13 protein-coding genes are annotated in these 12,427 nt (G+C 52.9%); 4 read left to right on the forward strand and 9 right to left on the reverse strand.

Features of this window, described 5'->3' with window-relative positions; all coding sequences use genetic code 11:
* Positions 1 to 45 precede the first annotated feature (45 nt).
* Positions 46 to 1,410 (forward strand): tRNA uridine-5-carboxymethylaminomethyl(34) synthesis GTPase MnmE, encoded by a 1,365-nt coding sequence (gene mnmE, locus B880_RS0120565; RefSeq protein WP_017349349.1) that lies wholly within the window; start codon positions 46 to 48, stop codon positions 1,408 to 1,410.
* Positions 1,411 to 1,452: 42 nt separating this feature from the next.
* On the opposite strand, the gene B880_RS0120570 is transcribed toward mnmE, so the two are convergent.
* Entirely contained in the window at positions 1,453 to 2,787 is a 1,335-nt protein-coding gene (locus B880_RS0120570; RefSeq protein WP_017349350.1) for a HipA domain-containing protein, read from the reverse strand.
* Positions 2,784 to 3,041: a type II toxin-antitoxin system antitoxin HipB gene (gene hipB / locus B880_RS0120575; RefSeq protein ID WP_017349351.1), complete on the reverse strand. Its 258-nt coding sequence runs from the start codon at positions 3,039 to 3,041 to the stop codon at positions 2,784 to 2,786. Before hipB ends, B880_RS0120570 begins: the two co-directional genes overlap by 4 nt.
* Before the next feature lie 308 nt (positions 3,042 to 3,349).
* Here hipB and B880_RS0120580 point away from each other — a divergent pair, with 308 nt between their 5' ends.
* Complete coding sequence (locus B880_RS0120580; RefSeq protein WP_017349352.1) at positions 3,350 to 3,940, forward strand: malonic semialdehyde reductase; 591 nt, start codon at positions 3,350 to 3,352, stop codon at positions 3,938 to 3,940.
* A 78-nt stretch (positions 3,941 to 4,018) separates the two neighbouring features.
* On the opposite strand, the gene B880_RS0120585 is transcribed toward B880_RS0120580, so the two are convergent.
* Positions 4,019 to 4,531: a flavin reductase family protein gene (locus B880_RS0120585; protein ID WP_017349353.1), complete on the reverse strand. Its 513-nt coding sequence runs from the start codon at positions 4,529 to 4,531 to the stop codon at positions 4,019 to 4,021.
* 258 nt (positions 4,532 to 4,789) lie between these two features.
* On the opposite strand from B880_RS0120585, the gene B880_RS0120590 reads away from it, so the two are divergent.
* A complete protein-coding gene (locus tag B880_RS0120590; protein ID WP_017349354.1) occupies positions 4,790 to 5,521 on the forward strand; it encodes a 4'-phosphopantetheinyl transferase family protein in 732 nt (243 codons plus the stop codon).
* Positions 5,522 to 5,525: 4 nt separating this feature from the next.
* On the opposite strand, the gene B880_RS0120595 is transcribed toward B880_RS0120590, so the two are convergent.
* Complete coding sequence (locus B880_RS0120595) at positions 5,526 to 6,842, reverse strand: NCS2 family permease (RefSeq protein ID WP_017349355.1); 1,317 nt, start codon at positions 6,840 to 6,842, stop codon at positions 5,526 to 5,528.
* 151 nt (positions 6,843 to 6,993) lie between these two features.
* Between B880_RS0120595 and yieH the strand changes: the two genes are divergently transcribed.
* Positions 6,994 to 7,653, forward strand: a complete 660-nt coding sequence (yieH, locus tag B880_RS0120600; protein WP_017349356.1) for a 6-phosphogluconate phosphatase — start codon at positions 6,994 to 6,996, stop codon at positions 7,651 to 7,653.
* 35 nt (positions 7,654 to 7,688) lie between these two features.
* Here yieH and phoU read toward each other — a convergent pair whose 3' ends face one another.
* From phoU to pstS, 5 genes are all read right to left on the reverse strand, one after another.
* The gene (phoU, locus tag B880_RS0120605) at positions 7,689 to 8,423 is read right to left on the reverse strand and encodes a phosphate signaling complex protein PhoU (RefSeq protein WP_017349357.1); all 735 of its coding nucleotides are present in this window, start codon (positions 8,421 to 8,423) and stop codon (positions 7,689 to 7,691) included.
* A 17-nt stretch (positions 8,424 to 8,440) separates the two neighbouring features.
* Positions 8,441 to 9,208 (reverse strand): phosphate ABC transporter ATP-binding protein PstB, encoded by a 768-nt coding sequence (gene pstB / locus B880_RS0120610; RefSeq protein ID WP_017349358.1) that lies wholly within the window; start codon positions 9,206 to 9,208, stop codon positions 8,441 to 8,443.
* 52 nt (positions 9,209 to 9,260) lie between these two features.
* Positions 9,261 to 10,148 (reverse strand): phosphate ABC transporter permease PstA, encoded by an 888-nt coding sequence (pstA, locus tag B880_RS0120615; protein WP_017349359.1) that lies wholly within the window; start codon positions 10,146 to 10,148, stop codon positions 9,261 to 9,263.
* Entirely contained in the window at positions 10,145 to 11,107 is a 963-nt protein-coding gene (gene pstC / locus B880_RS0120620; protein ID WP_017349360.1) for a phosphate ABC transporter permease PstC, read from the reverse strand. The genes pstA and pstC overlap by 4 nt, the downstream gene beginning before the upstream one ends.
* Positions 11,108 to 11,190: 83 nt before the next feature.
* On the reverse strand, positions 11,191 to 12,234 hold the full coding sequence (gene pstS / locus B880_RS0120625; RefSeq protein WP_017349361.1) for a phosphate ABC transporter substrate-binding protein PstS: 1,044 nt from the start codon (positions 12,232 to 12,234) through the stop codon (positions 11,191 to 11,193).
* Between the last annotated feature and the right edge of the window lie 193 nt (positions 12,235 to 12,427).

The raw sequence follows: 12,427 nt of genomic DNA on the forward strand, positions 1-12,427 counted from the left end.
AGGCGGTCATTTGACCGCCTTCTTTTTTTTATAAGAGAGTTCAGCATGAGCCATCACGACACCATCGTCGCGCAGGCTACGCCACCGGGGCGCGGCGGCGTTGGTATACTGCGTATTTCTGGCCAACAGGCGGCAGAAGTTGCTCGCATCCTGTTAGGTAAGTTGCCAAAACCGCGCTACGCCGACTATCTGCCGTTTATGGATGCCGATGGCAGTATTCTCGATCAGGGCATCGCTCTGTGGTTCCCAGGCCCTAATTCGTTTACTGGCGAAGACGTGCTGGAACTGCAAGGCCATGGCGGTCCGGTGATCCTCGATCTGCTGCTGAAGCGCATCTGTGCCCTACCCGGCTTGCGTATCGCTAATCCAGGCGAGTTCTCCGAGCGCGCCTTCCTTAATGACAAGCTGGATTTAGCCCAGGCAGAGGCAATCGCCGATCTCATCGATGCCAGCTCTGAGCAGGCAGCCCGTTCAGCGGTTAACTCCTTGCAGGGTAAATTCTCTGCTCGCGTTAATCATCTGGTGGAAGCGTTGACCCATCTACGTATCTACGTGGAAGCCGCGATTGATTTCCCGGATGAGGAGATCGATTTCCTGTCAGATGGCAAAATCGAAGCGCAGCTGAATACGGTGATCGACGACCTGAACGCAGTGCGCAATGAAGCACGCCAGGGCAGCCTGCTGCGCGAAGGGATGAAAGTCGTGATTGCGGGTCGTCCTAATGCGGGCAAATCGAGTCTGCTGAATGCACTGGCTGGCCGTGAAGCTGCGATTGTGACGGATATTGCCGGAACCACGCGTGATGTGCTGCGTGAGCACATTCATATCGATGGAATGCCACTGCATATCATCGATACCGCGGGTCTGCGTGATGCCAGCGATGAAGTTGAACGCATCGGGATTGAGCGCGCCTGGCAAGAGATTGAGCAGGCCGATCACGTGCTGTTTATGGTCGATGGCACCACCACCGATGCCACAGAAGCTGCGGCTATCTGGCCCGACTTTGTTGCCCGTCTGCCGGCTTCTCTGCCGGTTACCGTGGTACGCAACAAGGCGGATGTGACAGGAGAAGCGCTGGGCATTTCTGCGCTGAATGGCCACTCGCTGATTCGTCTCTCTGCACGGACCGGTGACGGTATTGATGCACTCCGCGACCACCTGAAGCAGACCATGGGCTTCGCGGGGAATGTCGAAGGCGGTTTCCTCGCACGCCGTCGTCACCTGCAGGCTTTAGAACTGGCCGCAACGCATCTTGATCAAGGCAAACAGCAGCTGCTGGGTGCCTGGGCTGGGGAATTGCTGGCAGAAGAGCTGCGCGTGGCACAGCAAGCCTTAAGTGAGATCACTGGCGAATTTAGCTCCGACGATCTGCTGGGACGTATCTTCTCCAGCTTCTGCATCGGTAAGTAACGCCATCCTCCACGCCGTGCGGGCATCAAGCCTGCGCGGCGATCACCTTTCATCCCCTTCAACTGACCATGATTTCAGTCGCTGCATCATTTTTTCTGCGTTCGCCACAATAGGTTCGACAATCTTCACAGGAAAATTATGAGGTAAAGCCGACTTCACTCTGATTACGGCAGCGTCAAATTCTTGTACAAAGAACATGAGTATCTGATTCATGCGTTCAACTGAAAACTGCACAGATTTTGCCGTTGCGAGAAAATGACGGGGCTGGATGTCATAAATAGCCTCTTTTTTTCCCTTGGTCGCTTTCAACCCCATCGACAGCTTTAGCTTTCGTATATTAAGGCCAGCACCATTTATCAGTGGATATGCAGAAAGAATGTCATAGAAGGGTGTGAGCCGATAACTCCCCCCACGTTCAATAAAAAGCGAGAAGTTTTTGGCGTGCCCATCAGTGGCTCCCATAACCCACTGAAAAACCTGAAATTTCATAAAGTTATATTGATCTTCAATGGCATTACTCGACCCCATAAGAATCTGCATAATGTCTTTAATTCCTGGGCCACCATCTGATTCATACTTAACAGACGAAGGTAGCCCTAAAGCCTGGCACATATCCTCTTGCGGTAGCCGTAACAACGCGCGTCCGCCATCCACCCATCGTCTATCAAACCTTTCTACGGCTAAGGCTCTGATACTTCCGGCATCCACAATAGTCGCGGTGGGTACTTCAAATCCCAGCTCACGTGCCATAAGCAGACAAAAGTATTCATTCTCTACGCTTTGGCTCATATCCAACGTTGCTGCGGGCTGTTTGATCTCACCGATGGGTAATTTCAAGATATGCGTCGTAGGTGTAGGCCCCTGTGGGATAGCCCATCCGCTACTGGTTTTTAACAGCGCCGTTTTCTCCTGCGCGCCTGCAACAGAAATACGAAAATCCTCTTCCTCGCGGATCATTCCCAGAGGAATATCAATTTTGTACGCCGATAAAACCTGCTCAAGTCTGGCAGCAGAGAGCACTTCATAGTTCACCGTAAGATCAGGGGAATTATGCTCAACATCAAGCAGCATGATTGCACCCACACTATCTCTGCCAATTTCTTTAAGCAGATCAAAGGGCTGATCTGTTTTTACCCGATAACGAGCCACTATGCGATCCCGGACTTTAGGACTATCTGGCAAGAGATTATCGAAGAAATTATATACAGCAGGGGTAGTGAGTGTAGAAAGCTGGAGTGGTAACGACAAGGATACTGGCCTGGCGAGCGGATTGCTCAACCACCCGGAAAAATATTCGAAAGTGTGGGCACCATTTTTATGTTTAGTCAGCACACCCACCTTTTGCCCGTTCATCCAGGCAACCAATTCCTGTTTCACCAATCCATATCCTCATCACGTTTGCCGTCAGAATCTTTAACGATCGCTATTTGCTCCTTGATTGCCATATCCATTTCTAACGATTGCAATATACGAAAAAGAGTAGAAAGCGTTGTTTTATCAGGATTGTTTTCAAAGTGCGAAATAGTAGCTTGCTTTAAACCCACTCTCTGCGCCAGCTCACTCTGTGTCCAGCCATGTTTTTGCCGTTCCAGCCGGATGTAATTCGCAAGTTGTCTTGGGCTATAAATCATCGTGGCTATTCCTGATTGAGCCATCAGCAATCGGATGCTTAAATGACCGCGTGGTGTAGATAAAAACAACAATAGCGCATTTTATCCCTTCATGGGGATATTTTCTATTTTATCCCCACATAGGGATAATCCCCCCTTTATCCCTGTGTGGGGATAAACCGCCGCGCTCTCTCTCCTGTCACCACTGCTTTTGCCCTTATGTTATTTGGCGTGCAGCGGCGGTTGCAGTATAACGGTCAAGGTCATGTTTTAAACTCAAGACTGGTTAATTTCAGGCTCACACTGATGCCTGCTCAAAGGAGAGAAAGATGAGTACACCGCTCGATAACGTCGCCCTTGATGCCCTGTTTAACAACGCCCGTACCCATAGCTACTGGCAAAACAAACCGATCGATAAAGCGCTGCTGGAACAGCTTTATCAGTTGACGATCCTTGGCCCCACTTCCGCCAACTGCTTACCGGCACGTTTTGTGTTTGTCACTTCGCAGGAAGGGAAACAGAAGCTGGCACCGGCGCTGTCAGCGGGCAATCTTGAAAAGACCCTAGCCGCCCCTGCGACCGTGATCGTCGCCTGGGATGAAGAGTTCTATGAGCAACTGCCAAAGCTGTTCCCACATGCAGATGCGCGTAGCTGGTTCACCGGCAGTCCAGCCTTTGCGGAAACGACTGCGCTGCGCAACAGCAGCTTGCAGGCGGGCTATCTGATTTTGGCCGCACGTTCACTGGGTCTGGATGCAGGTCCGATGTCCGGCTTCGATCCGGCAAAAGTGAATGAAGCATTTTTCGCAGGCACGAAGTATAAAGTTAACCTGCTGATTAACCTGGGCTACGGCGAGAGCAGCAAGCTACACGACCGTTTACCACGCCTGAGCTTTGATGAAGCAGCAAAATTTGCCTGATAAGTCGCTAAACCCGTTAGCGACTGCCTGACGGGGGAGAGGACCAACCCTATACAAGTGATAGGGTTGGTTGACCCGTTATGGCTTGAGCGTATGGAAACCGCTGTTGAAGTAAACCATTGGGTCCAGCTCACCGTCCAACAGATGAATGCCAACGATATGCGCCAGCAGAATGCTGTGGGTGCTCCACTCAACAATCTTTTCCAACTGACAGTCAAACGTGACCAGCGCATCTTTCAGCGCAGGTACGCCGGTTTTCAAGGCGTGCCATTCACCACTCTGAAAACGATCTGCACGGCGAGCAGACTGGCTGAACTGAGCACAGATATCATCATGATGGCTTGCCAGCACGTTAACGGCAAACACACCCGATCCCGTAATCGGATCATGGCTGGAAGAGCTCCGATTAACACACACCAGCAGGCTTGGTGGCTCAGCGGTCAGTGAGCTAACCGACGTTGCGATCAGGCCGTGTTTCTCGCCCTGGTGCTCAGTCGTGATCAGAGACACACCTGCGGTCAGGCGACGCATACCGTGACGAAACTCATCCAGAGAGATTGGTGGTAATTTTGAACCAGTTAAAACAGACATAGCAACTCCGCAAAATGCCACCCGTGCGTGACACTATTATCAATAAATTTCCCGTGAACGAGAATCATACACGACATCGAGCGCTACGGGGGAGACGATGAAAAAAACGCTAAGCTTTCCCGCATCGCGCAAATATTGGTAGGGTTTTGCTCATTGATTCTGAAAGTGAAGCGGATACAGGCGAGGGGGAGTGCAATCGCGCCAGAAAATTCTTACAATGCCGGTGATGATTTTCTGACCATTTTCACGGAGCGACAGATGGCTGGTCATTTTGTACGCTGGATGGGTAGCAACGACCTGCCTGGCGAGGCACTTAACATCCCGCAAACCGTAATCGACAGCGCCAACCGCCTACCCGACAAACGGCGCAGCCGTTTTCTTGCGGCCAGAATTTTGCTGGCACAGCTCATGCTGCGCATCTATGGCATTGATCAACTTCCGCCGTTAATCGTCACACACTGTGGCAAACCCGCCTTTGCTGACACGATGCTTCCGGATTTCAGTATTGCCTATGCGGGTAATGTTGTTGGCGTCTTGCTGGCAGATGAAGGGGGAAAGGCGGGCCTGGATATGGAGATCGTACGGGCGCACAGCCGTCAGTCGCAGGCCCAGCTGATGCAAAGCCTCACCTCGGGTGAAATTGCCTGGATCAACGCGCAACAGGATTTTATGGAAGCCGTGACGCAAATCTGGACCTTACGCCAGAGCATCCTGAAAATCGGCGGCGATCAGCAAAATGCTATGAATCTGCTGCGCTTGCATCCGGCTGCCGGTCGCCTGCGCTCCACCCTTAATCCCGATATTCAAGCCATTTGCGATGCTGAACCCATGCTGGTGTGGTCTTGTGCGCTGTCACCTGCGACGCAGTGGCTGCATTTATGGGAGTGGAGTCAGGAACGAGGATGGCAAGATCTGCGGGACGTGGAGATGACGCGGCCCAATATTGGACCGCGCGCCTTGCGGCTAACCAGCCTGCCACAGGAACTGTGAAGCTTTAGTGGGCGTCAATAAACACGATTTTCAGCACAAACAACAGCGCCACTAGCGCCACGCACGGGCTGATTTCACGCCAGCGGCCTGTCCCCAGCTTCATCACACACCATGCAATAAAGCCCAGCGCAATGCCTTCAGTAATCGAGAAACTGAACGGCATCATCACGGCGGTGACAAAGGCCGGCACCGCTTCAGTCAGGTCGTCCCAGCGCACGCGCGCCAGGCTGGCACTCATCAGTACGCCAACATAGATCAATGCGCCAGCCGCTGCATAGCCCGGCACCATTGCCGCCAGCGGTGACAGGAACATCACCAGCAGGAACAGCAGGCCGGTCACCACCGCCATCAGGCCAGTACGTCCACCGATCGCCACGCCAGAAGAACTTTCAATGTAAGCGGTGACAGAAGATGTGCCGACAAACGCGCCACCCACTGAACTCACGCTATCCACAAACAGCGCCTGTTTCATGCGTGGGAAGGTGCCTTTCTCATCGGTCAGACCGGCTTTATCGGTAACGCCAATCAGCGTGCCTGACGAGTCAAACAGATTGACCAGCATAAAGGAGAAAATGATCCCCGCCATGCTCACGTTCAGAGCCCCTTTCAGATCGGCCTGGCCCACAATGGAACCCACTGCCGGTGGCAGAGAAAACAGCCCGGTAAACTTCACATCGCCGATCATCCAGCCGATCGCGGTAGTCACCACCATCGAAATCAGTACCGCCGCATGAATCTGTCGGGAGGCGAGGATCGCAATAATAAAGAAGCCCAGAGCGCCCAGCAGGACACTGTGCGAAGTCAGATGGCCCACCGCAACGATAGTGTCAGGGTTTGGCACAATGATACCGGCATTCTTCAGCCCCATCATGGCGATAAACAGGCCAATACCGGCGGTGATACCCACGCGCAGGCTAAGCGGGATATTGGCAATCATCCAGTAGCGCACACGCAGCAGTGTCAGGATCAGCAGTCCCAGCGCCCCCCAGAAAATCGCACCCATGCCGATTTGCCATGAGTAGCCCATCGCCCCTACCACCACGAAAGCGAAGAAGGCATTCAGCCCCATGGCAGGTGCCAGCGCAACCGGCAGATTCGCCACAACGCCCATTAAAATACTGCCCGCCGCCGCGATCAGACAGGTTGTGACAAACACCGCCTGGGTATCCATCCCGGCGACGCCAAGGATTTGTGGATTGACGAAGACGATATACACCATCGTCAGGAAAGTCGTAAAACCGGCAATCACCTCGGTGCGCACGGTGGTGCCATGTTCCTGCAGCTTAAACAGGCGCTGCAACAGGCCAGGGGAGTGACTCATACCTTATTTCCGGTCGAAAAAATTAACGGCGCGTATCCTGACGACTTTACCCCCGCAATACAACGATTTTTCGCAACCGTTTACGCCGGTTCGCATTCGGTGCATAAAGAGTTAAGGTTAAGCGTCCATAAATTGATGAGGATAGCGTTGAATGTCTGTAGCCTGCGTATTTTTCGACTGTGACGGCACCCTGGTAGACAGCGAGCGTCTCTGCACCGAAGCCTATGTCACCACTTTTGCTGCCTATGGTATTACCCTTTCGCTGGAGGCGATGTTTGAAAAATACAAAGGGGTGAAGCTGTACGATATTATTCGTGATGTGGCGGCAGAGCATCAGCGCACCCTCCCCGTAGAGGAAGTTGAAACCACTTATCGTGCAGAAGTCGCACGGCTGTTTGATCTCAGTCTGGCTGAGATCCCTGGCGCAAAACAGCTGATTGCACAGATAAAAATCCCGATGTGCGTGGTTTCAAACGGCACGGTCAAGAAGATGCAACACTCACTGGGGTTAACCGGCCTGCTGCCGTGGTTTGAAGGTCGGTTGTTTAGCGGCTACGACATCAACCACTGGAAACCCGATCCCGAACTGATGTATCACGCGGCAGAAAAGATGGACGTTGCGATCGAGCAGTGCATTCTGGTGGATGACTCTGAGGCGGGTGCGCGTGCCGGGATCGCGGCCGGTATTCCGGTCTATTACTACTGCGCTGATGCGCATAATCCGGCGCTGGATCATCCGCTGGTGACGCGCTTTACCGATCTGGCTCAGCTACCAGCACTGTGGCGTCAACACGGTTGGGAGATTCTTTAATGCGCTGCCCGTTTCGCAACGGGCAGCCAGAGAACTCAGGCAGGTTTGCTGTGGCCGTCTTCACCGGCTAACAGCTGGTCCAGTTTGTCTCCGCCCACGTGACGGAAATCCTGGCCCTTAACGAAGTAGAAGATGATTTCGCAGATGTTCTGGCAGCGGTCACCAATGCGCTCAATGGCACGGGCGCAGAACAACGCGGTCAGAACACTAGGGATCGTGCGGGGATCTTCCATCATGTAGGTCATGAGCTGACGCACAATGCCTTCGTACTCCGCATCCACTTTTTTATCTTCGCGATAGATTTCGATGGCCGCATTCAGATCCATACGGGCAAACGCATCCAGCACATCGTGGAGCATCTGTACGGTGTGACGACCCAGGAACTCCAGGCTGACTAACAGCGGCTGATGCTGCTGGCTGAACTTCTCCAGCGCGGTGCGGCTGATTTTCTCTGCCACATCACCGATACGTTCCAGTTCAGAGATGGTTTTGATGATCGCCATCACCAGACGCAAGTCGACCGCCGTTGGCTGGCGCTTAGCAATGATGCGGACGCAGGCTTCATCAATTTCCACCTCCATCATGTTGACCTTCTGGTCACCTTCGATCACGCGCTTCGCCAGCTCAGCATCCATATTGTGCATTGCGGTGATGGCATCCGTCAGTTGCTGCTCCACCATTCCGCCCATGATCATCACCTGGGTGCGGATATGTTCCAGCTCGGCATTAAACTGGCCGGAGATGTGTTTATTCAGATTTAAATTATCCATGATTCTCTCCTGCCCAATCAGCCGTAACGGCCAGTGATGTAGTCTTCGGTCTGTTTTTGTGCCGGTTTGGTGAACAGGGTATCGGTATCGCTGAATTCAATCAGCTCACCAAGATACATAAACGCCGTGTGGTCGGAACAACGAGCAGCCTGCTGCATGTTGTGCGTCACAATAACCACGGTGTAGTCCTGTTTCAACTCGGTAATCAGTTCTTCAATGCGTCCGGTGGAGATCGGGTCAAGTGCTGAGCAAGGTTCGTCCAGTAACAGCACTTCAGGACGAATAGCGATGCCGCGCGCGATACACAGACGCTGTTGCTGACCGCCAGAGAGACTGTAGCCACTCTGATGAAGCTTGTCTTTGGTTTCATTCCACAAAGCCGCTTTGGTCAGCGCCCACTGCACACGCTCATCCATATCGGCACGTGAGAGTTTCTCAAACAGGCGGACGCCAAAGGCAATGTTGTCATAAATCGACATTGGAAACGGTGTTGGCTTCTGGAAAACCATGCCAACACGGGCGCGCAACAGGGCGATATCCTGGCTGGAGGCGAGAATATTTTCTCCATCCAGCAGAATTTCACCCTCTGCACGCTGCTCTGGGTAGAGCGAGTACATTTTGTTAAAGGTACGCAGCAGGGTGGATTTACCACAGCCAGAAGGGCCGATAAACGCCGTGACCTGATTTTTCGCGATATCCAGATTAATACTTTTCAGCGCATGGAATTTCCCGTAATGGAAGTTCAGATTGCGTACCTGAATTTTACCGGAAGATGTCGTTGCCATACTCTTTGCTCATCTCTGTTGGGCAGCGCCGCCAGGGCCGCGCCGCAAAAAATTAGTGTTTGCCTTTGGAGAACACAACGCGTGCCAAAATGTTCAGCAGTAACACGCACAGGGTGATAATCAGCACCCCCGCCCACGCCAGACTTTGCCACTCGGCAAACGGGCTCATCGCGAACTTGAAGATGGTGACCGGCAGGTTGGCAATCGGCTGCATCATGTCGGTGCTCCAGAACTGGTTCGACAGCGCAGTAAACAACAGCGGTGCGGTTTCACCGGCAATACGCGCAACCGCCAGCAGAACACCGGTAATAATTCCGGAGACCGAGGCTTTCAGCGTAATCGCAGAGATCATCTTCCATTTCGGTGTGCCTAAGGCATACGCCGCTTCACGCATACTGTCGGGCACCAGGCGCAACATATTTTCGGTGGTACGAATTACGATCGGGATCTGCAACAGCGCCAGCGCTACTACGCCCGCCCAGCCGGAGAAGTGCTGCATCTGCGCCACCACCAAGGTGTAGACGAACAGACCAACTACAATCGAAGGCGCTGAGAGCAGGATGTCATTGATGAAACGGATCACCTCAGCCAGCGCAGATTTGCGACCATACTCCGCCAGATACACACCCGCCATAATCCCCAACGGCGTACCAAAGAAGGTTGACCAGAAGATCAGCAAGCCGCTACCGGCCAGGGCATTCGCCAGACCACCGCCCGCCGTATTGGGCGGCGGAGTCGATTCGGTAAACAGCGACAGGCTCAGGCCATCAATACCTTTGGTGACGGTGGTAAAGAGGATCCATACCAGCCAGAACAGGCCAAAAGCCATAGTCAGCAGAGACAGCGTTAGCGCAATTTTGTTTTTGGTACTACGCCAGGACTGCATTTTACGGCGTGAAGCTTCCAGTTCCGCCCGCGCCTGTATCTCAATCGTTGTCATGAGCGCGCTCCTTCACTTTTCGCCAGGCGTAAAATCATCAGCTTCGAAATCGCCAGGACGATAAAGGTAATCACAAACAGGATCAGACCCAGTTCCATCAGCGCAGCTACGTGCACGCCGGATTCCGCTTCAGCAAACTCATTCGCCAGCGCAGAGGTAATACTGTTGCCTGGCATGTAGAGTGAAGCGTTATCGAGCTGGTAGGTGTTACCGATGATAAAGGTCACGGCCATGGTTTCACCCAACGCGCGGCCTAATCCCAGCATCACACCACCAATCACGCCATTCCTGGTGAACGGCAGGACGATGCGCCACATGACTTCCCAGGTAGTACAGCCGATGCCGTAAGCAGACTCCTTCATCATTACCGGGGTCTGCTCAAACACGTCACGCATAACCGAAGCGATGTACGGAATGATCATAATGGCCAGGATCACACCCGCCGCCAGAATGCCGATACCAAAGGCTGGGCCAGAAAACAGCGCGCCGATAAACGGGATATTGGACAGAAGATCCCCTACCGGCGTCTGAAAATATTGAGCAAACAGAGGCGCAAAGATAAACAGCCCCCACATGCCATAAACGATACTTGGAATCGCAGCCAGCAGCTCAATCGCCGTTCCCAGCGGGCGGCGCAGCCAGTTAGGGGCCAGCTCGGTCAGAAACAGCGCAATGCCAAAACTCACCGGCACAGCGATGATCAGCGCGATAACAGAGGTCACAATGGTGCCGTAAATTGGTACCAGCGCACCAAACTGCTCGTTGGGTGCATCCCAGGTTTTGTTCCACAGGAAAGAGAAGCCAAATTTGTGGATGCTCGGCCAGGAAGAGAAGATCAGGGAGACGATGATGCCACCCAGCAGCAACAACACAATCAGCGCAGAGAGTTTAACCAGTGCACCGAAGATAATGTCACCTTGCTTACCAGGCGCTTTGAACGTCGGCTTAGTCGCAGCCATAGGAGTCTCGGTATTCAAATGGTATCAGGGCGGCTTGGCAGCCGCCCGTAACAAGGCCAGCTAACGCTGGCCGGGTATGGCACTTACTGGAACAGTGCTTTACCTGAACTGTCTTTGATATTTGCTTTCCAGGCTTCACGGATTTGCTTAGTCACTGAGTCTGGCAGTGCTGCGTAATCCAGGCTGGTCGCTGTTTTCGCGCCATCTTTGTAGGCCCAGTCAAAGAACTTCAGCACTTCAGCGCCTTTGGCGGCATCAGCCTGCTCTTTGTACACCAGGATGAAGGTGGTAGAAGAGATTGGCCATGCATCGTTGCCTTTCTGGTACGTCAGGTCCTGGGCGAAAGACTCGCTCCAGTTAGCGCCTTTAGCGGCGTTGGCGAAGCTGGTTTCGCTTGGTGCTACGGCTTTACCGTCAGCATCAACCAGTTTGGTGTAAGTCAGGTTGTTTTGTTTCGCGTAGGCATACTCTACGTAGCCAATTGAACCCGGCAGACGCTGTACGAATGCGGCCACGCCATCGTTACCTTTACCGCCCAGACCGGTCGGCCAGTTAACGGTGTTGCCTTTACCAATTTTGCTGTTCCAGTCTACATTGACTTTAGACAGGTAGCTGGTGAAGACGAAAGAAGTACCGGAACCGTCAGCACGACGCACCACGTTGATGTTGGTGTCTGGCAGTTTCACGCCAGGGTTCAATTTGGTGATAGCAGGGTCATTCCACTTTTTGATGTTACCGAGGTAGATATCACCTACGGTTTTACCGTCCAGCGTCAGTTCACCTGATTTCACGCCAGGAATGTTGACTGCCAGTACCACACCACCGATGACGGTTGGGAACTGGAACAGGCCATTTTTCTGCAGATCTTCATCTTTCAGTGGTGCATCTGAAGCACCGAAATCGACAGTTTTAGCGATGATCTGTTTCACGCCACCAGAAGAACCAATGCCCTGATAGTTTACTTTGCTACCGGTCTTCTGCTGATAATCTGCTGCCCACTTGGCATAAACCGGCGCCGGGAAGGTGCCACCTGCGCCAGTCAGGTCGGTCGCGGCAAATGCAGAAACCGCGCTGAGAGACAGGGTGGCGGCAAGAATTTGGGCTACGGTGCTACGCATCAGTGTCATATTCCCTCCACGGGAGTTAATGTCAGGCTTCTGGCCTGTATAGTAGGAGTTAGTTCATTGCTGCTGGAGGGAAAATAGGACAGTTTGGTGACAGTAAAATGTCTGAAATATGACAGTTATATGACAGCTATTCTGGCGGTAATGCATATGCTATGTTTAAGTACGGGGAGCAAAGAGATTGCCTGTGAGCTCC

This window comes from Pantoea sp. A4 (assembly GCF_000295955.2).
GTDB lineage: Bacteria > Pseudomonadota > Gammaproteobacteria > Enterobacterales > Enterobacteriaceae > Pantoea > Pantoea multigeneris.

Excerpts from the sequence above, each read along its gene's own strand:
- B880_RS0120590 (WP_017349354.1), top strand. The coding sequence starts at position 4,790 with ATGGCTGGTCATTTTGTACGCTGGATGGGTAGCAACGACCTGCCTGGC.
- pstC (WP_017349360.1), bottom strand. The coding sequence starts at position 11,107 with ATGGCTGCGACTAAGCCGACGTTCAAAGCGCCTGGTAAGCAAGGTGAC.
- pstA (WP_017349359.1), bottom strand. The coding sequence starts at position 10,148 with ATGACAACGATTGAGATACAGGCGCGGGCGGAACTGGAAGCTTCACGC.
- mnmE (WP_017349349.1), top strand. The coding sequence starts at position 46 with ATGAGCCATCACGACACCATCGTCGCGCAGGCTACGCCACCGGGGCGC.
- B880_RS0120595 (WP_017349355.1), bottom strand. The coding sequence starts at position 6,842 with ATGAGTCACTCCCCTGGCCTGTTGCAGCGCCTGTTTAAGCTGCAGGAA.
- pstS (WP_017349361.1), bottom strand. The coding sequence starts at position 12,234 with ATGACACTGATGCGTAGCACCGTAGCCCAAATTCTTGCCGCCACCCTG.
- B880_RS0120585 (WP_017349353.1), bottom strand. The coding sequence starts at position 4,531 with ATGTCTGTTTTAACTGGTTCAAAATTACCACCAATCTCTCTGGATGAG.
- yieH (WP_017349356.1), top strand. The coding sequence starts at position 6,994 with ATGTCTGTAGCCTGCGTATTTTTCGACTGTGACGGCACCCTGGTAGAC.
- phoU (WP_017349357.1), bottom strand. The coding sequence starts at position 8,423 with ATGGATAATTTAAATCTGAATAAACACATCTCCGGCCAGTTTAATGCC.
- pstB (WP_017349358.1), bottom strand. The coding sequence starts at position 9,208 with ATGGCAACGACATCTTCCGGTAAAATTCAGGTACGCAATCTGAACTTC.
- B880_RS0120580 (WP_017349352.1), top strand. The coding sequence starts at position 3,350 with ATGAGTACACCGCTCGATAACGTCGCCCTTGATGCCCTGTTTAACAAC.
- hipB (WP_017349351.1), bottom strand. The coding sequence starts at position 3,041 with ATGATTTATAGCCCAAGACAACTTGCGAATTACATCCGGCTGGAACGG.